The sequence below is a fragment of the Enterococcus sp. AZ067 genome (assembly GCF_051715005.1).
GTDB lineage: Bacteria > Bacillota > Bacilli > Lactobacillales > Enterococcaceae > Enterococcus_D > Enterococcus_D casseliflavus.
Genome location: NZ_JBIOSY010000001.1, coordinates 2,957,044 through 2,977,934 on the forward strand (window position 1 = coordinate 2,957,044; position 20,891 = coordinate 2,977,934).

Sequence of the window (20,891 nt, forward strand, 5' to 3'; positions counted from 1 at the left end):
TTCCTCCTTAGTATAAGCCGCTTTCGCCAAAGCGTTTCGCTAATTTATTGGTACAAAGTACGAGGATGATCCCAACGATCGATTTAAATAATCCGACGGCTGTTGAGTAACTGTAAGCGCCATTGGTGATCCCCATCATATACACATACGTATCAAAAACATCTGCTACTGTTCGGTTCAACTGATTGGTCATCAAGAAAATCTGATCAAACCCAGTAGACAAAATCGACCCGATCCGCATGATCAGCATAATGATGATCGTCGAACGAATCGCAGGCAAAGTGATGTGCCACACACGACGGAAACGTCCTGCACCATCCATGATCGCGGCTTCGTATTGTTCCTGATCTACACCTGATAAGGCAGCTAAATAAATAATGGTTCCCCAACCGATCTCTTTCCAAATCGATTGCATTACGATCATGGGGCGGAACCATTGCGGGTCTGAGAGAAAGTCGATTTCAACGCCTGTCAACGAAGCGATAAATTGAGTGATCGCTCCATGATCGATGTTGAATAAGATATGCCAAAGACTAACGACGATCGTCCATGAAAGAAAATGTGGTACATAGACGAAGGTTTGAATGGTCCGCTGAAACAGCTTGTTGCGCAATTCATTCAGTAACAGTGCCAAAAAGATGGGTGCTGGAAACGAAAAGAAGATGTTTAAAAAGGCAATCATCAACGTGTTCCACAAGATCCGAAAGAAATCAGGATTATTGAAGAAATCCATAAAATTTTGTGTTCCAACCCATGGACTATCTGCGATTCCTAAAAAAGGCACATAATCTTTGAAAGCAATGATCAACCCATACATCGGTGCATAACGAAATACTGCAAAATAGATGATCCCGGGAATCGTCAAAATATAGAGCCATTTATTTTGTTTAAAATGGTTGAGAAAACTCCCCCATTGCTCTTTCGTTTTCGGCACTTTTTTTATTGTTGTTTCCATTCATTCTCCTCCTCTAACTCCGCTCCGATCAATGCTAAACAACAAATCGTATTTAGACCCCACTGTGCCAACACATTGGTCGATACCCACGGCATTTCTTTTATTTTTTTCCACGTTGTCGCTGCTTCAATGGTCGCTTCGATCGGCAATGGAACACCCGATTTGTCATTATCAAGCAATAACTGCCAAGCCCTTTGACTGATTGCTTGATCCTTACGCACTCGCCCAGCAAAGGCCATCATCGTCGACGCAAACATTGGCCAGGCAAAATGAGGTTCCGTCAGTACCCCGTTTGATTCTTCTGCTTTTCTCTCAGGACTCAAGCTATAAAACCAGCCAAACTCCCCTAACATCTCTGTCCACTCGGGGTCTTCCAGCACTTGAGCAAGTTCTAACCAAACTTGCGGCGCCCCAAAGGAGATGACCATGTGATAGCCGCCAAAATTCCCAGTTCCCATATAAGATAAGGTTTTGTCTTGTGGATCAAATAACACTGTGGGACCAGACAATAGGCGCTGGGGCATGGCTTTGATGCAGGTGATGCCCGTGCGAATTTTTTCAAGGTAAACAGGATCATTCGTCCGTTCCCACTGGGTAAACCAGTTCGAGACTAGCGCAGCCCAATCTGGTCCGATGCGAATCGGTATCCGCTTCGTTTCTCGTTCATAAAACTCGCGCATCGGTGGTAACGCATCAAAAGCATAGGTTTCATTGTCTTTGACTTGTTCCATAATCTCCCCAATGCGTTCATCCGCTGTCAAATAGTAGTAGTAGCGATGGAGACCCGCCATTGAAATTCGAACTTCTTTTGCTTGGCAGCCCCAATGAACGACATTATGCCGTGACCCTAATCCTTTGTATTCACCAGCATGATACTGATCGACTTCTGAAGTATGTCTCGTCATACTTTCAGCCAGATAGTAGACGCTTGGATCACCAGTCCGTAAGAAATCTAGCCAAAGCCACATGTTAGGGACCAATTCAGTGTTTTGCCAAGCGTACCCACCAAGATCGTAGCGCCATTGGTGTCGAAACTGATCATAGGTATGCATGACATCACCATAGTTCCAATAGCCATACCAACTTCTTTGTTGGACTTCTGCTAAATAGAATTGACGCATCTTAGCCAATTGTTGCTCCAGCAACTGTTTCGTTTTCGTTGATTCGTCTGGTAAACTGATCCTGCCAAAAACCTTCGTCTCTTGATAACGCTCTGGCAATGAAACGATCTGGGCAGGTTCTTGGTTTTCTTGAGCTAAGCCCAGCAACACTTCTTCTGACGGGGCTTCTTCATATAGATCCAACCAACAACGCGTCGTATTTGCTACGCCAACTGCCGTCGAACGAATCTCTTCCATTCCTTCGTATCCGCTAAGCATATGATCCCGTTTGGAATAGTGCTGAAAATCCATTGGCTTGGCATTCGGTGACCACTGCCACATCGTGATTTGGGTTGCTTTTTGGGTGATGCCTGTCACCTCGATCGCAGATGGTGCTTTTTCCCAAAATTTCTCCATGCTGCAAGCAACACCGCCGGTTTCTCCCCCAGCGTAAAAGGTACCTGAATAATGCTCGCCATCCCCAATGGGCAACCAACAGTACCCAGCTTCGGTCTGTTTTTCTAATTCAAATGACCGATGATTGATTTGATTGACCCGAAAATTGTCCCAAATAGCATTTTCCACCGCATGAGACAGCATCGGCTCGTCCGCTGGGGTCAATGAAACGAGCTGTCCACTGGCTTGTTGTTGATAGGGAATGTTTTGCTGATAGTGTCGCCGTGAAAGTAACAATTGTGCCGCTTCATGATACACAGCATCTGCAATAAATTTGACTTGTCGATTCCAATTTTCACCTGTCAACGCATAATCAAATGCTATCCCCATGCCTTCATAAGCAAGTGGTTTGATGATAATGACCGTATGAATGATTTCCAATTTGCTGATTTCGCGAAAGATACGGAACCGTAAAATAAACTCTTGCACCACTTCTTGATTGATCTCAATGACGCCCGTTACTTTGATAACGGCTTTTTCTGAACCATTTTCTTCCAACATCAAGTCCGTTACTTTGGACTGCACCTTTTTGTTTTGGTATTGCAGGATTGCGTGAAGATCTTGCAATTTTTTCTGCCCATTGACCGCTACCCAGTCCAAAACATTTTTCCCTTCCCCATGTTTCGGGAAGAAGCCTTTGATCGTACCGTTGTCAAAATAAATACCGTTGTAAGCTTCCCTAGCAATCGCCTGTTTCTTCTGGACACGCTGTTTTCTTTGAAAAAGTAACTGCGTCGTTTCTGCCACCAGCCCACTGTGTCCTGTCCATTTCACACTGCCATCTGGCCAGTAAGCCAGTACTTTCGTTTGCAGCGGTTCCTCCCCCAGCAAAAACAGTTCCTCCCTTAGAACCTCAGGTTGTAAAGCTCCTTTTTCCCATGGATACCCAAAACTCAGCCCACGTTTTCCCTTAGGTTTATTTTTGAGCCATTTCAATGCCATGTTCGATTTCCTCCTCTTCCCTCTCTGCAGGTTGAACTGCATCGTTTTGTTGCTTTAGCTTTTGTTCATTTTCATCAAATAATTTCAAGTAAATCCCCATTGTGCCAATGATCCACATCCCAATACTTAAAAATGGAAGGAGACCGGGGAGAAAAAAGCTGATCGTACTACAAATCCCAAACCAAAGGACGCCTAAAAAGGTGCCAATAGGTTGAAAAAAAAGAAAGCGTAGCGAAGCGCCTAGGTACTTCTTCGTTGGGAGCACATAATATTCGTACATGCTAAGCAATGTATTGATCACAGCGATCGCGACGCATTGGCTAACGATCAATAGGATCAAGCCTGTTTGAGTCAATGCCGCTAAAAATCCTTGCTGGATCACCACCATGGGGCACAAATAAAAGAGAATGATCGGTAAGCCCAAGCGATTCGATCGCCAAAAGTTCCTGCGGTAATACCCAAAGAACGTTTGAAAAAAAGGCGGCGATTCCTGTTTAAGGGTTTTCTTTGCTACGTGGAATCCTGCTTGTACGCTAGGCGCCAGTCCAAAGATGATCCCACCTACTAGTGCACCTATAATAACGGTTACATTTATCAGCAAACAATAAAAGACAAAATCTGCTGCTTGATATGCTTTCTGCCAATTCATCACCGTTCCTCCTCTAAGGAATATACCTTTAAGTCTTTATAGCGGGCCTTCATTGGCGCCATTTGCCGAAATCCGATCGCTCCTTTGGTTAATACGGGACCAAACTGTTCTTCATCAAGGTACCTTAACACCAATAAGTCGTTGATCCGAAAGGAAATCGTTGCACCTACCTTATCGATTTTTAGGTGATAAAACCCTCGGGCATCTGCTACACTCGGAAGTGGATCTGCGCCTTGGGCGACCAGATGAAACCCATGGCTTTTGCGCAAATTACACGTTTCAAACGCCCGTTCCTCCTCATACTTTCTTCGAAAATAAGAAAGGTGGTAAGCATTGATCCCTCCAGAATGATACTCGGGATATGCCCCGGTTCGTTTGGGTACTCCAGAATCGAAGATCGAGCCACCCTTGCGATTGGTTGCTGCAAAAAAGAGCATACATAAGCCTGGTTCAGCCAGTGGTTGAAACTGCCAGGTGATTCGTAGGTCCGCTGGAAATTGTTGAGGCAGCCATAAAACAAAATGTGGTTGTTTGTTTGATTCTTCAGAATACGTATTCGCCAGAATCATCCCGTCTTGGAAAGTAATCTTGGGCTCTCCTTCAGCAATAAAGTGTTGAATATCTGCTGCTTGATTCAGCGGATTTTCATAGATCAATTTCGCTAACATTTCTTCTTCTCCTTTTATGCGTATATGAGCTACTTTTCTCTTTTCATAGTAAACTTGACCTACATTTCTAACAATTGACTTTTTTTGAATTCCTTGATATCAAGCGTTAGATTAGGGTTTCCACTTGTTTTTTTCCATTTTTTCTTTTCTGATTTCTTACTACCTGTCTCGTCTCACCTAAATAGTACTCCATTTTATTAGCTGAATAATTAGCTGAAAAAAATTATTGAAAAAGAAAAAGGTTGAGAGCAAGATCCACTCAACCTTCTTCGACTGTCGTTATTGTGCTTGATGAAGGGCATTCGTTTCTTCCATCAGCTGCGTGCCTCCTTGATTCTTCCAAAGTTCGATCGCAGCTTCCCAACCCGCTTCATCGATTTGTCCTGCAATAAATTGAACCCGCGCATCACTAATGATCTGATCAAGCTGTGCCCCTTTTGTTACATACGTATCTGTATTATAGGAGGCTGCTGGGTTAAAGACAGCGTGCTCTAAATCAGCTTCCATCAATGACAATCGTTTTTCATAGCTTTCAGTAGCCGCTTCTGTATCAGGCTTAGCAATATAGTACAGGGTATCTTCCGTTACATTCATCCCAATTTGTGAGTACCCTTTGACCGCATTGGCTAACGCTTCAGCTTCTGATCCTTCTAGTGCGACGGACATTCCATCCACTACTTCAAAATTGATTCCTTCGATTCCGTTGTTCAGCAATACCTGTGCTTCTTTATCATTTAATTTATCAAGGAACGTCAACACCTCTTTTAGATGTTCCTCTGTCTGGACACTCGACTTAGGAATCGCCAAGAAACCAGAATAGCCATCTGTCGGTAACGCATTCATCGTACCGCTATTATCTTTTAAATTCCCTGTAAAGACGACGAGGTCTTCTTCTCCAGCTTGCAATAATTTATTGCTGATTTGTGCTGCTCGTGAATACGTATCAATAATGATCCCACCACGTCCATTGATAAACGGCTCATCCCATTTATCTGCTGCCATGGTTGCAAAATCACGATTGACATAGCCTTGTTCCACCATATCTTTAACAAATTGCATTGATTCTAGGTATTCTGGTTGCATAAAGGATGGCTCTAAAGTGCCGTCTATTTCTTTCCAAGCATTTCCTGCCCCAAACCAAGTAGCTAACACATCGTAAGGACTATTTGAATTGATCGAGCCAGGCCATTGGGGAATAATCAAACCAAACGTATCATTTTCACCATTCCCATCGGGATCGTTCTCAGTAAATGCTTTGGCAACCTCATAGAGATCATCGATCGTTTCTGGTACATCTAAGTTTAAGTTTTCTAACCAATCTTTTCGGATGATCACCGCCGTCCGCATCGCATCACGTTTCCGATAAATTCCGTACACTTTGCCATTCACAGAAGAATTACGCAAAACATCCTCGTTAGATTGAGAGAGATTAGGATAATCAGCTAAATAGTCGGTCAAATCCCAAAAAGCGCCATTTTCTGCTGACTTGATAAATCCTCCTGATTTTCCTTGAATGACCATCACTTCTGGAATATCATCTGAAGCTAACGTAATATTCATTTTATCCTCGTAGGATGTATTGGGTGCCCAGGTAATATCAATGTTTTTGCCAGTATACGCTTCTAATTGCTTCAAAATCTCGTTGTCACTTGCAGGTGGTTCAGTTTCAATGTACGGCGATAAAATCGAAATCGTATCATAATCTGTTGTGGAACCTGCTTCCTCCTTCCCACATGCCGACAAAAAAGCGACTGATAGTAACCCCAAACCAAGAATCGTACTTAATTTTTTCACTACTTTTCCTCCTTAGATTTTGTTGTTGAGCCCGATTAAATAAACCGCTTTCAATACCAAAAGCATAACGAAAAGCAGGATTTCCAGCAATTGACATTTTTTGTTAATCGTTGATATATGGCTAGGTAGGGGTTTGTTGACAACGATCTGCTGAGTCTTCCCTTCCCAAAAAAAGTAAGAACATCTGAAGCACTGGCTCTTGGCTTAAAATCTTCGCTCTCTTTTCTCTATCCGTCTCTAATTTCATGCTATGCTTCTAAATAGATGGACAGATCTTTCTTACTCAAGTAGCACATTCTCTTAAGAAGTTACTTGTGACCAAACCAATTAGGCTGTAAATTTTTCAAATTAAAAAAGACCAATTTCTTGGTCCTTTACAAACTGATTTCAATCTTATTTTTACTCTGATAGTGTTTGCCATCGATCAATACCGTAATGCCTACGCCCTTGCCAAAATGTTCTCCTGATCGATCATACCAGACAGAAATAAAATCACCTTTCATCGGCAAATCCTCAAAAGAAAAATACTCAAGCGTCGTATCTTTAATTGGATCGATCGTCAGCAGTCCCTCATCAGAAAGATGAATACCACAATATCCACGAATGAATAAATCACTGAAAGCAGAATGATTGTAATCTTTTCCACGTTCATAGCCACCTTTTCCTATGGGCCAGTTCTGGTCTTTTAAAATTTTTCTGGAAAGCCATTCTCCTGTATCTGGATCAATATTTTCATCAAGCCAATTGACTTTTGTCCCATCTGCTTTGTTTCGATAAAAACTATTCGCATAGGTCAGCAATTCTCGTGAAATGTCTGTTGCTTTAAGTGAACTATTTTTGTTTTGACGTGAGGCTATCATTGCATCGATTGTTTGGGTTGTGGCAAACGGCCAAGATGGTCCATTCCAAAGGCACTCATGATTTTTCTCACTGGGTAAGTTATAACACAGATGATCTCTGGCTGCTGTAGTCAGACCATACTCACCGTGAAAACACATGGGATCACTCAAATAGCGCCAAGCCCTCGCATGAGTATCTTCGGCAATACCAAAGAGCCAAGGGAGATAGCCAATCAATTCTTTTACATTGTGTTGCTTTGGTATTTGTTTAAAATCAAATGTTGCAATTTGCGCATCTTTATCCTCTAAGGGAATCACTTTAAAAAATTCTTCTTCAGAATCCCATAAATACTTTATTATATTTTGTTTTAAAAGTGACGCTTTATTTCGATAGTCTTTAGCAAGTGAAGAATCACCTGCTTGCTCGGCAAAATAGGCAATTCCTAAGGCATTGGCATACATGTAACTATTTAATGTTGGCCTCAATCCGCTACCACTAATAGAACACTCCATGGCATCCCGGTCATCATTTGACCAAAACAAACCATAACGAGTCAGATGATGCGTTTCGATCTCTTGATAAAAGGTTACCAAATGAGGTAATAACTGAACACCATACTCAGCATCTGACCAAAGAATCGCATAATTTTTGATCGCATCAATGATCCAAGACGAATAGGCATACTGATTTCCACTGCCTTTAAACCAAAAATCAACATATTCGTGAATGAGTTCGCGACCACATTTTAACCAACGAGCTTCGGAAAGATGATGTCCAACAGCACAATTGATGGAATTGTATGGTCCTGACCAACGAACGGGTGGTAAAAACTCAGTTATGATCGTTCCCTCTGGTGTGGCTTTCAGATGCTTCCGAAATACCCACCATCGAAAATAATATGCTTCTTCAAATAATGGTTGATTACATGTAAATACTGGGACGTTTTGCATCATCCAGGTTTCTGCGTCAGCATTTGATATACATTGAGAATAAAGTTCTTCATCATTGTGATTAAATGTATCAATATATTTCTTTATAAGATTTTCCCTCATTGTGCCCCTCTCTTTTCCTACTTAGCGATGTACGTTCTCGTTGTCTCTCTACTACCGCTCATACACATCATTTTGATCCAAGGTCGGCGCTAACGCAGTGACGATCGTTTCCACCATATTTAAGTTCTCAACTCCTGCAATCTTGCCGAACTCGTCGGCATGGATGGAAAGATTTTTTAATGTTAGATTGCGGATCGGTTCTGCTGGGCTGGCCTCGATGAAAAAAGCACGCACGCTTTGTTGTCCTGTTTTGGTGGCTTGCACGTTTTCAATAGTAATGTCGCAGACCTTTGCTGGACCTACTGGAATAGCTGGTTGTACCATCAATTTGTGCCAATAGTCGGGAATCTCTTCCTCATAATCAGCTGGTAGTTCTGGATAACTATAATCTGGGTACCAATTTGTTTGTAAGAGAAAAGGAAAGCCAACATCCTTCATCGTTAAATCCGAAGCAGTGACCTTGCGTATAAATCCACCTCGATTGTTGGCGGATTTGACCCGAAACCCTGCGCCAGTTTGCTCAAAGACAACTTTTTGGATTTTGATCTCTTCGATCCCACCCGAAGTTTCACTACCAATGGCAATTCCTGAACCATACCCTAACTGACAGTCTTTGATCGTGATTTTCCGACAGCTTCTTTGCTGGGCTATGGCTTCTGCCCCACGTCCCGCCTTGATCGAGATATTGTCATCGTTGCAGGAAATGTGGGCATTTTGAATCGTGACTTCTTCACAGGAATCAATATCGATGCCATCAGTACTAGGCCCTTTTCCATTGTCTATCGTGATGCCGTCGATCAATATGTGGTGAGAATACGTGATTTGGGTATTCCAAAAACCCGACTGTACCGACGAAATATCTTTGATGGTTACTTGCTGACTTTCATAAACAAGGATATTCCGTGGACGCTTGCAATCATAATCTGCTGCCCAGCGTAAGCCTTTCTTTGCATAATCCGCCATCATCCCGCTGGCTTCATCTGTTCCCCAAAACGTTTGCCACCATGTTTCTCCACGACCATCAAGTTTTCCTTTTCCAGAGATCATGACATTTTCTGCGTGAAAAACATTGATCATCGCTGCAGGCCACTTCATATTGATCCCTGCGACCCGATTATCTACTTCGGGATAATCGGCCAGTTCTTGACTACCATACAGAATCGTATCCTCTGAGACAATCAAGTGCACATTGCTTTTTAAAAACAATGCGCCGATTTGATAGGCGCCGGGTGGTGTAATCACTGTTCCCTGCACAGTTGATGCTTGGTCAATTTCTCGTTGCAATAATTGCGTGATGTCTTCCATTCTTGCTTGCCTCCTACGTTTTTGTTTTAAGCTGTTGATAGGTTTGTCGATACCCATGATTGTAAAAATTGCGCATCGCCAACCTTTTTTCATCTATCATTTCGTTGGATAGAACTGAGTGCTTCTTACTGGCGCTGTCCATCAAGTAAAGCGTTCCTCTTGGCACATCTCGTTGTCTTTTCCCATGTGCTTTCTGGCGTCCTTTTCCCTACATTCTTTACTATAGTCCCCTTAGCGGGAAAAGAAAGTCCTTTTTGATTTCTGGGGATCGTCTTTTTTTGCATCGTCCTTTCTTGTTAGAAAAATGCGCCTTTTTGTCTACAAAAGCAAAAAGGCGCAACCTGTCAAGGGAGTAAATAAGGTGCTTAACTAACTGTTTCTCATTGGGAGAACCAACGCAGATCATTTTCAAAAGCTTGTTCTACGTGAGTTTCTTTTGTCCCACCATGGATAGTTCGACTGTTTCTTGGCAACTTATTGCGTCACTTATGGCCGCTCGATCAATAACGGCTGCTTCTTTAAAGCTGACCTCCTGACACTGTTCAAAAATCATTTTCTTTTGCCCTTTAGCTGATTCAAAGGCAACTGACTCAAAAGCAACGCGTTGGATCGGTGAAACCTGCTGTGTTTGTTCATCGACAAACCCTTTTAGCTCGACCAAAGGGTTCTGCCCTACGATACGGGTATTCTTGACCAAAATATCCGAAATGATCGGTAACTGTTGGGCTGCCTGACCATCGGCATTGTAAGCAACAGGATGAGCCATGAAACGATCCAACAGGCAATCGGTGATCGTCACTTGACGAATATAGCCACCACGATCATTCTGCGCTTTCAATTCTAGCCCATAAAGCGTATTGGTCAGTTGACAATCTCGAAAGGAGATATTTTCGACACCACCAGATTGCTCACTACCAATCGCGATGCCATGTCCCCCACGAATAGCCAAATCAAACAGCCGAATATTTTTCGCTGGTCTATTGATCTGATTTCCTTCTGGATTTTTGCCAGATTTGATTGCGATACAATCATCACCCGTATCAAAAACGGTGTCAAAAATCAGCAAGTTTTGCGAAGAATCAGGATCCCAACCATCGCCATTGTCGATGCCTTTGGACTGAATATTCACTCCATGGGTCACAACGGTGTCACAGTAAATCATATGGACAGTCCAGCATGGTGGATCAATCAACGTCAGCTCTGTCAAATGGATGTTTTTGGCCTGCATCATACAGATCAAACGTCCCCTTACTCGTCTTCCAGGTTTTCCATCAGAAACATATTCTGGATACTGTTCACGGTCTGCATAAGAGTTTCGCATCGCCAGTCCTAATGGATTCCCGCCACCAATGATCGTTCCTTTGCCACAAAGACGGACATTTTCACAAACGATACGCCCTCGATCTCCCCGATCGATATACCCAATGTTGATCAATGAACGGAAGCAAAACAATTCCCAGCCTTCATAACGGCTTAATGGTAAGCCCTCTTGATTCACGCTTCCTAAATACTCGTGAGGGGCAACCCGATACGTTTCTATGTCGAGGCTTGCTTGCAATGTACCATCTACCTGAAAAATCATATTGCTTTTTAGCTCCAACGCACCAGAAAGGATCACCGCCCCTGTTGGGATCCAGACAGTGCCATTGCTAGGGCAATCGTTGATCGCTTGCTGGAGAATGGCGGTACTATCTTCTTTGCCTGCGCTATCAGCATGGTAGGGTGCTTGCGTAACATCTAACACAACACTTTTTTTCTTTGTACGAAAGGTCGTCGTGACTGCGGTATTTGTAAGCAGGCACCCCTGATGATCGAGGCAGATGATCGTTACTTGATACGTTTGATCGGCAGATAAGTTTGTCAACGTCCAATGCGTCTTGTTTGTTGGTCTGGTTTGGATCAAATCGTTGTCTAAAAACAATTGATAACCAAAAATAGCTTGGGCGTGCAGCGGCTTCTCCCAAATAAGGGTCGCTTGATGAGCGCCGATCGTGCTTGGTACGACATGAAAATCAATTACTTGAAATGGTTGCATCGGTTTGTCCTTTCTTCAACGAATTCATTCAATAGAAAAAAGATATTCCAAAACAGCGAATATCTTTTTCCACACTTATTTAAGACCAGTCGTGCTGATGCCTTCAACAATGTATTTTTGGAAAATAAAGAAGATGATCAACACAGGCAGCAAGGAGACGACAGACATCGCGAACATCGCTCCCCAATTGGAGGTGCTGCTAGCATCTAGGAACTGCTTTAAGGCAATCGATACCGTGTAGTTTTGCGGACGTGTAAGGTACAGCATCGGTCCGATCAGTTCTTCCCATTTCCAATAGAAAGAGAAGATCGCAGCGTTTGCCAAGGAAGGCTTCATCAACGGTAGAATCACGCGGAAGAAAATACCGACCCGTCCACAGCCGTCCATTTTTGCTGCTTCATCTAAATCTGTCGGGATCGCAGAGACGAATTGAACCATCATGAAAATAAAGAAAGCTTGTCCGAAGTATGAAGGAACGGTTACCGGACGAATCGAGTTAAGCCAGCCTAATTGATTAAACCAAAGATACTGAGGCACCATGATGATCTCTTGCGGCAGCATCATCGTGACCAAGATACAAGCAAACCAAAAGCCTTTTCCTTTGAAAGGAATTCGACCAAATCCATAAGAAATGACAGCCGAAGAACAGACCGCCCCTACCATTGAAATCAACGCGATTTGCAACGAGTTGAAAATATAGCGAATGAAGGAAATCCCTGCGATCCCTTCAAAGCCTTTAGTAAAGTTTTCTAACGTCCAGCTGCGGGGGATCAACTCCGTTGCCGTTCGAAAAATGTCACTACTAGGTTTAAAGGCACTAAACAGCAGCCAGAAAATCGGATAAAGCATCAGTAATGCAGCAACTAAGATCACGGCATCAAAGAAATAATTTTGTTTTTGTTCACGCATCAATCAAACCTCCTCGTTTTCTTTAAACACCCAAAATTTCGATGTTGCGAACAACAGAATCGTAATCAACCCGACGATGACCAGTAAAATCCACGCTAAGGCTGAAGCATAGCCCATTTTGAAATCGGTAAAGGCTCGTTGATACATGTACAAGGAATAGACTAACGTGCCGTTACGGGGTGAACCCGTCCCATTCGAAATGATAAACGCAGGTGTAAACGTCAAAAAGGCCATGATCGTTTGATAGATCAGATTGAAAAAGATGATTGGCGTCAGGACTGGAACCGTGATATTGAAAAACTGTCTGATTTTTCCTGCCCCATCAATTTCTGCCGCTTCGTAATAATCTTTCGGAATATTTTTCAAACCGGATAAGAAAATCAACATCGACGAGCCAAATTGCCACGCTGCTAATAAAATCAAGGTCATCAACGCTAAGCCAGGACTTTTAAAGAAGTAGATCGGGTCTAAGCCGATCGCCGCTAGCACGCCATTGATCAACCCTGAATCGCCAAAAAGATTCCGCCACATGATCGAGACCGCCACGCTCCCACCTAAAATCGAAGGGATATAAAATAATACCCGATAAGCGCCGCTTAATTTCGATGGGCGGTTGATCAGCATCGCCACTGCTAATGCGACGATCAGCCGTAAAGGGACTGCCAACACAACATATTTCAGCGTAACAGTCAGTGACTGAACAAACTTGGGATCATTCGTAAAAATCGTCTTAAAGTTATTCCAGCCAACAAATTGCGCCTCTGTCAATAAATCATAGTCATGAAAAGACATAAAAAGAGAAATCCCCATCGGGACGATAATAAAAGCAAAAAAGCCAATGATGAAGGGTGAGATAAATAAGTAGCCTGTAACCATATTCTGTTTTGATTCTGGTAATCGATTAAACCAGCTTTTGAGTTTCCCAGGTTCTTTTGCCGTGGGTGATTTTGATTGTAGTTCCATAATTTTCACTTCCTACCTCCTATAGTTGATTACGCTTACAAGTTGATTTTAACGAAGTGCTTCTTAAGAATGAATAGAAAAAAAAGCACAGAAATGTGAAAAACTAGAGGACCTATATTTTTTCCTCCATTGCTTCTCCTAAAAAAACGCCTTTACTGAAAAAGTCAGTAAAGGCGCCGCATCTATGTTTATTGATAGTTTTCTGCAAAAATTTCTTCGCAGCGTTGCGTAAAGGCATCATATGTTTCTTCTGGTGTCATGGTGCCATAAGTGATCTCTGCGTACAGCTCTTTAAAGTACGTGTTGATTTCAGCAAACCCAATTGGTGGGATTGGGGATGGATCACCGACGATGTCTGCAATATCATCTAAGAAATCAGAGGACTCTTGTTCTTCTGGTGTCATGTCGGCATAAAGCAATTCTTTGATGGCATCATTGGAAGGAATCCCCCGCTCAGTACCGATGATCTTATTGGCTTCTTCACTATTCACTAAAAAGTCAACAAACTTCGCAGCTGCTTCTTTTGATTCAGAAGCATTCGCGATCGAATAAAAGAACCCTGGTCGATACGCCATCGCCCCGTTTTCTGAGTCGAATGGACGAGCCAAGTTGATTTCGACATCTTCTGCGGCGGAGGCCTTATAGGTCAAGTATTGATTGGACCAAGTCATCATATAAGCTGCTTTTCCTTGAGAAAACGGATATTGATCCATACTGTTGGCATTGCTAGTCACTTCTGCGGTTGGCATTGCTTTGGCTTCCGTAAGGTCCGCGATAGCCCCCATAAATTCAATCCAGTTTTCTTTGGTAAAACCGATCTCTGGTTTGCCGTCTGCATCGTATTGGTATAGATCTTCGCCTTTAGTACGTAAAAAGTATTGCAAAATCGTACTGTTGTCATTGTTATCATTCCAACCATAATCACCGGTTGCTTCAGCGATCGCTGCCGTACTTTCTACAAGGTCATCGAAGGTATAATTGCTAAAGTCGATCCCAGTGCCCCCTTGTTCTACCAATGATGGATTGTAGAGCATCGCCATCGTATTGACAGAAGTTGGTATGCCAAAAACTTTTCCATCTAACTCGCCAGTTGCTAAAATCGATTCTTTGATATCATCGGTTTGAATCTCATTGCCGATAAATTCCGACATATCTGCTAATTGATTTTTCGTTCCATATTGCGCAATGTACTGCACATCCATCTGGATCACATCAGGTAATTCTCCAGAAGCCGCTTTTGTTGCTAGTTTTTTCCAATGGTCATCCCAAGAACCATATTCATATTCAACTTTGATGTCAGGATTTTGTTTCTCAAATTCTTTGATCGATTCGATATACTTCTCGTGTCTGACTTCTGAGCCCCACCAGGTAAAGGAAATCGTCGTTTTCCCATCTGCATCAGCTTCTGAGCTTCCGCTACTATTGCCGTTGTTGCCACAAGCTGCTAAGGTCGCACCAAGAAACAACAAGCTCGCTGCTTTTAAAAAAGTTTTCTTCATTCTTCTACACTCCTTTTTGTTTGCGCTTACAAGGTGATTGTAATGGAAATCCTCGTTAATAAAAATGAAAAAACAAGAGCAAATATGTGAAAAACTAGACTGCCGTTTTTGCTGAAGGCTAAGCCTTCACCGGCAATAGCTAGAAAAAAATAGAAAAACAGATGAAAAATGTAAAAAAACAGACATGCTCTATTTTTTCCAATATACTATGCTATACTAGCGTTGAAAAGGCTTACTTTTCAAAAAACAAGGTAGGTGGAAACAATGAAAAAAATACAAACCGGACTGTTTCGTCTTTTTACGGTAACAGCTTATTTTGCTAAATTAAACCTTTTATGGCTTTTCTTTACCCTTTTAGGGTTGGGGATTTTTGGCTTCGGTCCTGCCACCGCTGTCACGATCAAATGTTTACATGATTTTCGTAAAACTGGTCATGACTATTCAGCTGTTGCCTTCTGGCAAGCCTACAAGCAAGCCTTTCGCACCTTTTCCCTTTTTGGCATCGGATTATTAAGTACAGTACTCCTGTTGTTGTTTAACTTACGGATTACTCATTTTTTCCCGACTGAAATGGCTTGGCTGCGCCCTGTCTATTTACTTTTAACGATTCTCCTCCTTTACACTGCATTCATCAGCTTTATGACCTATGCCAAAGCCGAACAACACGCTTGGAAACAGACCTTGTACGTCAGTATCTTTCTAGTCTTTCGCTACCCACTGCAAGGCCTTGCCTTGTTGTTTACCTGGTATTTATTGTTTCTCTTATTGACTGCCAAAACCTCCTTGTTACTCGTCTTTGGACTGGTGATTTTCTTGTTTTTCGCTGAATTTTTTCATGGTCAGATGATTGAAAAAACCAAACAATTGCAAGCAAAGCGAGGCAGTGTCCATGAAGTCCCAGAAGCTGATCAATCACTTTAAAAAGCAGCCTTTTGAGCGACAGTTACATTTTGTCTTTTTTGCGACGGTGGCAATTATCGTCTCATTGGCTGTTCTCCTGACCTTAGTTTGGCGACAAGTCTACATGGCGCAGCTGAAAGAAGCCGCGTATAAAGATGTCTCGATCATTTCAACAAATATCGCCAAACGTTTAACTGCCGTCGAAACCCTCTCTTTTCGCATTATCGATAGTGCACCGATCCAAAATGGCCTACAAAGGATCTTGGCACAAGATTCCTTGCAATCCTTAGAGGCGATCGACCAAAAGAATGCCTTAAGTGCAGAAATCAACGCCCTCGTACGCAATGAATCAACGATTCAAAACGTCTATCTCTTTACCCCAACGAACGAAAACATGATCAACTTTCTAGCCGAGACCGACCATATCTTTAATGGCCAAACCATCAAAGATATGATCGAGACTTTGCCCGATAAGCCTGCCAAAGGGAGTTGGTTTTTTGCAAAAGACCTTTCTCAAGGTGTCTACCTGCGAAAAATCTATTCAACAGCCGATCTTTCTTTAACCTATATTGGTACGGTGATATTTCTAGTCAATACGTCCTTCTTTCGTAACGAGATCGAAAGTCTTCCTATTGTCTCTGAACAAAACCAATTTTTCATGGCGTATCAGAACCAATTTTATAGTACCGCAAATGACGAGCAAACCCTCGCTGCGGATCAAAATACCTTGCAGCAGAAAATGGGAACCTTCCAGCGATCGATCGGCTCCATGACGTTTGATAATCGCCAGTACTACTATGCAATGGATCGGAAGACGATGCCGAATATGACCTTCATTTATTTACTGCCTGAAAACCAAGTCTTAGCGGATCTTTATAAACTACAAGGCCTTTCCATCGCTGTGAGTTTGCCTTTTTTATGTTTGATTATTGTTGTGATTCGGAAAATAAGCAATCAGCTGACCCGTCCTTTAGCTGACTTGGCTTCGCAAATGGCCGTTCTGCGGAAAACGAAAAAACTGGCCTCTTTAAAGACCCTCGCTGTCCCAGAAAATAGTCAAGAAGAGATCATGGTCCTTTACGAAAGCTACAATACGATGATCGATGAATTAAATGCCTTGATCAAGGACAATTATGAAATGCGTATTTTGTCCCAAGAAATCGAATTTAAGGGATTGCAAGCGCAATTAGATCCACATTTTCTCTACAATACGTTAGACTCGATCAACTGGATCGCCATTGAAAATCAGCAGTGGCAGATCTCAGAGATGGTCACCTCCCTTGCCTATTTGTTTCGTAAAAAAATCGATACCAAGTCTGACTTCACGACGCTGCAAGATGAGTTAGATATCGTGCATGCCTATATCAATATTCAAAACGTTCGCTTCGGGAAACGGATCGAGTATATCGAAGTAATTTTGGTGAATGACCTGTCCTTTAAGGTTCCTAAGTTACTGATTCAACCATTGATTGAAAATGTCTTTAAATACGCCGTCAATGATATGAAGGAGACGTGTCGCCTCGTCCTTACGATTGAACAACAAGCAACCTTTCTCCAAGTCAGTGTCTCTGACAATGGCCCTGGTTTTAAAGCCAACTTCTCGATTGAAAAAGAAGGCGGCATCGGATTGACCAATATTCAAAAACGATTGCAACTGCATTATGGTGATCAAGCGTCGTTAGCCATCGTCTCCTCGATTCCCTTCAAAAAGACGACGGTGCGCTTTGTGATCCCCTTAAAAGGAGTGAGTGAAACATGAAAAATATCCTCGTTGTTGACGATGAACCCTTGATAGCAAATGGTGTGGCTAACCTCGTTGCTTCTTTTGATTTCCCATTAGTGGTCAAAGGAATTTACACAGACAGTGAAGAAGCCTTGGCATTTTGTCAGCAAAACACCATCGACATCGTGATTACCGACATCAATATGCCTAAAGTCAATGGACTTGCCTTGATCAAAAAATTAAAAGCCATCAATCCTGCGATTCAAATCATTATTTTGACAGGCTTTGGCAGCTTCTCCTTTGCCAAAGAAGCGATGGCTTTAGGGGTCAAATTTTTCCTTGAAAAACCTGTTTTTCCGAGCAAGCTTTCAGAAGCGTTGGCTGAGACGATCGAACGCTCTGAACGTCGCCAAATGGAATCTACCCTCTATTTAAAACAACAAATTGAACAATACATCAATAGCTGCGGAGAAGAACCGCTGCCTGAATCGTTCGTTTTTCCATTTTGTATGTACTTATTTGATTCGAAATTCTATCACGCCATCGCTAAGCGGATCGAAAGCTATGAGAACCATCACGAGTTGGTGATCGGTCATCAAAACAAAGTTGGCTATATCCTGAACTTCAGTACGGAAAATACCTTTAATCTCTTTTTTAAAACGAAGGTACAGGCTGCGCATCTAGGAAAAGGGATCGCCATCAATTGCTGGGTCGAAACTCCCGAAAAATTTTTACTCAGTTATCATTTAGGCAAGCGAAACTTGGATAAGGAGTTTTATTTTGATACCTTTGAAGTCATCCAAGAAGCCCAAATCTCACAAGAAAATGTCTATGAAAATAGTCTCTATATGGAATACCGTGAAAAACTTTTGGCATTGATCGACAAAGGCGAACTGACTTTAGCCCAAGTTCTTACGGAAAACTTTTTTTCTACCTGTCGCATGGAGCTTTACCCTGTCCAACTATTGCGGCTGCAGGTCAACGATTTGTTATCGGCAATTTTTGAAAACCATCGCATCAAAAAAGACATTTACTTTGATGACTATTCCCCAAAGATCATGCTCTTGAATAATTGGCACGAACTCCAGTTTATGCTGCTTCACTGTATCGATTTGATGCGGGGCAGCTTAGATGATAGCGAGAACATGCAGCTGTCCCAAAAAGTCAACCTGATCATCGAAGAATATTATGACCATGAAGCATTGTCATTGAAATGGATCGCAGCCCATCTTTTGTACTTAAATCCTGAATACTTAGGAAAAACCTATTACAAAGAAACCGGGATTCGCTTCAATCAAAAATTAGCCGAATACCGCATCCAAAAAGCACAAGAACTGCTGAAGAAAAACTACAAAGTCTACGAAGTGGCAGCGATGACGGGCTTTAGCAATGCGCCCGAATATTTTGTTCAAACGTTCAAAAAGATTACTGGTATGACACCAAAGAAATTTTTGAAGCAGCAAGAAAAAGCCCTTCTCTCTTAACGTTTCTTCTATAACGAAAGCATTGTTTTGCTATTTCAACAAAAGAGGTAGTCCGCTCACGAATGTGAGCGAACTACCTCTTTGACTAACGAGTGATTGATGTCAAACAACTGATGCGACCGTGTTCGTTTTAAGGAATGAGCATTTTTGTCTAGCTTACAGCGTAAAGACTTCCTTTAACTCCTGTGTCACTGGCGAATCATCAGGATTTGTTTCCATGAGTTCTGCCATGTAATGCCACCATTTTTGGTTGATCTCGGTTGCCGCTAACTGCTGCCAGCGGGTTTCATCTTCAATCTCAAGGTAGCCAAACAACGCAAGGGTTTCTGGATCTAAGAAAATCTGGTAGCTTTTCGCCCCGTGTGCTATGAGCTGCTCTTTTAGTTCTGGCCATAGTTCGCGATGCCGTTTTTCATATTCTGCTTCATAACCAGGATGTAGCTTCATCCGAATCGCTTTTTTGATCATCTTTGTCTGCTCCTCTCTTCATTGCGTAAGGTGTTTAACTTAACAAAATGAAACCAATAGTTCAGTAAATGCTAAGACTGTCAGTGATTGCCCGTAAGGCATCGCCGTAATCGCGATGTTTTTGTAGTACGCCAAGTCTTCTCCCATTCCAGTACCGATGGAAACATTTTGGACTTCTCCATCTTCTGCGACTTGTTCGATCAAACCGGCTAACGCTTTATAGGCAACATCTTCCCAAGCTTTGTCAATGTAACGCTTATGAACGGCTTTTAAAATCCCATAGGCAAAACCAGCCGTCGCGGAAGCCTCCACATACGAACTAGGATCGTCTAACAAGGTGTGCCACAGGCCACTTTCATCTTGCATTTCTTGCAAGGCAGTTAGTTGGTCTAAGAGGGTATTGATCAAGAAGCCCCGTAACGCGTCTCCTTCTTGCAAGTCGAGAATTTCAATGATCTCAGGAATCGCAATGGTGATCCAGCAGTTGCCTCTTGCCCAAAGCGCTTGTGCATAATTGTGGCGTTCTTCAAAGGTCCAGCCGTGGAACCAAAGCCCAGTTTTTTTATCCACTAAGTATTTGATATGGATCATAAATTGTTGTTTTGCTTCTTCGATATAAGCCGGACGATTCAGCAACATGCCAATTTTGGCCAAAGGCAAAGCAGTCATCATCAAGGTATCGTCCCAAAGCTGGTTGCGATTTTCTGGTCCATAGGTCGCATGCTGCAGACCATTTTCATCGGTTCGCGGCATATCATGCATGACCCATTCCGCCCATTGTTCAAGGTAAGGCAAGTAACGAGAATCTTTGGTGTCTTCATAAAGATACGCCATTGCTAAAAGCGGCGCCATCGTGTTGACATTTTTAGGGGGCGCGCCTTCTAACATCCGCTGCTCAAACCATTCTTCCACAACTTGGAGCGCTTTAGGATTTTTGGTGATTTGGTAGTTTTTATAAATGCCATATAGTCCCACCCCTTGCGGCCAGTTCCAAATCCCCCAGCTTTTATCATCAACGATCAAGCCGTCAAAGTCTAATAGAAATTCACCATTATCATCCTTGATCGTCGTTAAATTTTCGATCATGCGATCAATTTTTTCTTCCACAACACGTTTTTCCACAAATAACTGTTCTAAAATCACCATTGG

General features: G+C 42.5%; 16 protein-coding genes. 3 read left to right on the top strand and 13 right to left on the bottom strand.

Features of this window, described 5'->3' with window-relative positions; translation table 11 throughout:
- Positions 1–7: 7 nt before the first annotated feature.
- The 11 genes from IGI82_RS14085 to IGI82_RS14135 all read right to left on the bottom strand — a co-directional run bounded on the left by IGI82_RS14085 (position 8) and on the right by IGI82_RS14135 (position 15,167).
- Entirely contained in the window at positions 8–955 is a 948-nt protein-coding gene (locus IGI82_RS14085) for an ABC transporter permease (RefSeq protein WP_005234199.1), read from the bottom strand.
- Positions 940–3,453 carry a hypothetical protein gene (locus IGI82_RS14090; protein WP_438842367.1) on the bottom strand — a complete coding sequence of 838 codons (2,514 nt, stop codon included), beginning with the start codon at positions 3,451–3,453 and terminating at the stop codon, positions 940–942. The genes IGI82_RS14085 and IGI82_RS14090 overlap by 16 nt, the downstream gene beginning before the upstream one ends.
- The gene (locus tag IGI82_RS14095; protein ID WP_016608833.1) at positions 3,428–4,102 is read right to left on the bottom strand and encodes a YesL family protein; all 675 of its coding nucleotides are present in this window, start codon (positions 4,100–4,102) and stop codon (positions 3,428–3,430) included. The genes IGI82_RS14090 and IGI82_RS14095 overlap by 26 nt, the downstream gene beginning before the upstream one ends.
- The gene (locus IGI82_RS14100; RefSeq protein ID WP_159160783.1) at positions 4,102–4,770 is read right to left on the bottom strand and encodes a DUF1961 family protein; all 669 of its coding nucleotides are present in this window, start codon (positions 4,768–4,770) and stop codon (positions 4,102–4,104) included. Before IGI82_RS14100 ends, IGI82_RS14095 begins: the two co-directional genes overlap by 1 nt.
- 279 nt (positions 4,771–5,049) lie before the next feature.
- The gene (locus tag IGI82_RS14105) at positions 5,050–6,564 is read right to left on the bottom strand and encodes an extracellular solute-binding protein (RefSeq protein ID WP_010749864.1); all 1,515 of its coding nucleotides are present in this window, start codon (positions 6,562–6,564) and stop codon (positions 5,050–5,052) included.
- Between the two features lie 374 nt (positions 6,565–6,938).
- Entirely contained in the window at positions 6,939–8,456 is a 1,518-nt protein-coding gene (locus IGI82_RS14110) for an MGH1-like glycoside hydrolase domain-containing protein (protein WP_336682220.1), read from the bottom strand.
- 51 nt (positions 8,457–8,507) lie between these two features.
- Complete coding sequence (locus tag IGI82_RS14115) at positions 8,508–9,761, bottom strand: glycoside hydrolase family 28 protein (RefSeq protein ID WP_438842368.1); 1,254 nt, start codon at positions 9,759–9,761, stop codon at positions 8,508–8,510.
- A 421-nt stretch (positions 9,762–10,182) separates the two neighbouring features.
- On the bottom strand, positions 10,183–11,796 hold the full coding sequence (locus IGI82_RS14120) for a glycosyl hydrolase family 28 protein (protein ID WP_347482711.1): 1,614 nt from the start codon (positions 11,794–11,796) through the stop codon (positions 10,183–10,185).
- Between the two features lie 75 nt (positions 11,797–11,871).
- Positions 11,872–12,705, bottom strand: coding sequence for a carbohydrate ABC transporter permease (locus tag IGI82_RS14125; RefSeq protein WP_438842369.1), 834 nt, complete (start codon positions 12,703–12,705; stop codon positions 11,872–11,874).
- Positions 12,706–12,708: 3 nt separating this feature from the next.
- Complete coding sequence (locus IGI82_RS14130; protein WP_016608843.1) at positions 12,709–13,668, bottom strand: carbohydrate ABC transporter permease; 960 nt, start codon at positions 13,666–13,668, stop codon at positions 12,709–12,711.
- Positions 13,669–13,856: 188 nt separating this feature from the next.
- Complete coding sequence (locus IGI82_RS14135) at positions 13,857–15,167, bottom strand: ABC transporter substrate-binding protein (RefSeq protein WP_128488426.1); 1,311 nt, start codon at positions 15,165–15,167, stop codon at positions 13,857–13,859.
- Positions 15,168–15,431: 264 nt separating this feature from the next.
- Between IGI82_RS14135 and IGI82_RS14140 the strand changes: the two genes are divergently transcribed.
- From IGI82_RS14140 to IGI82_RS14150, 3 genes are read left to right on the top strand one after another with little or no spacing between them, the layout of a single operon-like run.
- On the top strand, positions 15,432–16,088 hold the full coding sequence (locus IGI82_RS14140; RefSeq protein ID WP_010749870.1) for a DUF624 domain-containing protein: 657 nt from the start codon (positions 15,432–15,434) through the stop codon (positions 16,086–16,088).
- The gene (locus IGI82_RS14145) at positions 16,057–17,826 is read left to right on the top strand and encodes a sensor histidine kinase (protein ID WP_142965484.1); all 1,770 of its coding nucleotides are present in this window, start codon (positions 16,057–16,059) and stop codon (positions 17,824–17,826) included. Before IGI82_RS14140 ends, IGI82_RS14145 begins: the two co-directional genes overlap by 32 nt.
- Positions 17,823–19,274: a response regulator gene (locus IGI82_RS14150; protein WP_005234181.1), complete on the top strand. Its 1,452-nt coding sequence runs from the start codon at positions 17,823–17,825 to the stop codon at positions 19,272–19,274. The genes IGI82_RS14145 and IGI82_RS14150 overlap by 4 nt, the downstream gene beginning before the upstream one ends.
- A 156-nt stretch (positions 19,275–19,430) precedes the next feature.
- On the opposite strand, the gene rhaM is transcribed toward IGI82_RS14150, so the two are convergent.
- Together rhaM and bglB are read right to left on the bottom strand one after the other, a co-directional pair.
- Entirely contained in the window at positions 19,431–19,742 is a 312-nt protein-coding gene (gene rhaM / locus IGI82_RS14155) for an L-rhamnose mutarotase (protein ID WP_060791390.1), read from the bottom strand.
- A gap of 39 nt (positions 19,743–19,781) precedes the next feature.
- On the bottom strand, positions 19,782–20,888 hold the full coding sequence (bglB, locus tag IGI82_RS14160; RefSeq protein ID WP_010749873.1) for a beta-galactosidase BglB: 1,107 nt from the start codon (positions 20,886–20,888) through the stop codon (positions 19,782–19,784).
- Positions 20,889–20,891: the final 3 nt, after the last annotated feature.

Bases quoted from the DNA above. Each gene is read 5' to 3' on its own strand.
- IGI82_RS14085 (WP_005234199.1), bottom strand. From the start codon at position 955: ATGGAAACAACAATAAAAAAAGTGCCGAAAACGAAAGAGCAATGGGGG.
- IGI82_RS14090 (WP_438842367.1), bottom strand. From the start codon at position 3,453: ATGGCATTGAAATGGCTCAAAAATAAACCTAAGGGAAAACGTGGGCTG.
- IGI82_RS14095 (WP_016608833.1), bottom strand. From the start codon at position 4,102: ATGAATTGGCAGAAAGCATATCAAGCAGCAGATTTTGTCTTTTATTGT.
- IGI82_RS14100 (WP_159160783.1), bottom strand. From the start codon at position 4,770: ATGTTAGCGAAATTGATCTATGAAAATCCGCTGAATCAAGCAGCAGAT.
- IGI82_RS14110 (WP_336682220.1), bottom strand. From the start codon at position 8,456: ATGAGGGAAAATCTTATAAAGAAATATATTGATACATTTAATCACAAT.
- IGI82_RS14115 (WP_438842368.1), bottom strand. From the start codon at position 9,761: ATGGAAGACATCACGCAATTATTGCAACGAGAAATTGACCAAGCATCA.
- IGI82_RS14120 (WP_347482711.1), bottom strand. From the start codon at position 11,796: ATGCAACCATTTCAAGTAATTGATTTTCATGTCGTACCAAGCACGATC.
- IGI82_RS14125 (WP_438842369.1), bottom strand. From the start codon at position 12,705: ATGCGTGAACAAAAACAAAATTATTTCTTTGATGCCGTGATCTTAGTT.
- IGI82_RS14130 (WP_016608843.1), bottom strand. From the start codon at position 13,668: ATGGAACTACAATCAAAATCACCCACGGCAAAAGAACCTGGGAAACTC.
- IGI82_RS14135 (WP_128488426.1), bottom strand. From the start codon at position 15,167: ATGAAGAAAACTTTTTTAAAAGCAGCGAGCTTGTTGTTTCTTGGTGCG.
- IGI82_RS14140 (WP_010749870.1), top strand. From the start codon at position 15,432: ATGAAAAAAATACAAACCGGACTGTTTCGTCTTTTTACGGTAACAGCT.
- IGI82_RS14145 (WP_142965484.1), top strand. From the start codon at position 16,057: ATGAAGTCCCAGAAGCTGATCAATCACTTTAAAAAGCAGCCTTTTGAG.
- IGI82_RS14150 (WP_005234181.1), top strand. From the start codon at position 17,823: ATGAAAAATATCCTCGTTGTTGACGATGAACCCTTGATAGCAAATGGT.
- rhaM (WP_060791390.1), bottom strand. From the start codon at position 19,742: ATGATCAAAAAAGCGATTCGGATGAAGCTACATCCTGGTTATGAAGCA.
- bglB (WP_010749873.1), bottom strand. From the start codon at position 20,888: ATGGTGATTTTAGAACAGTTATTTGTGGAAAAACGTGTTGTGGAAGAA.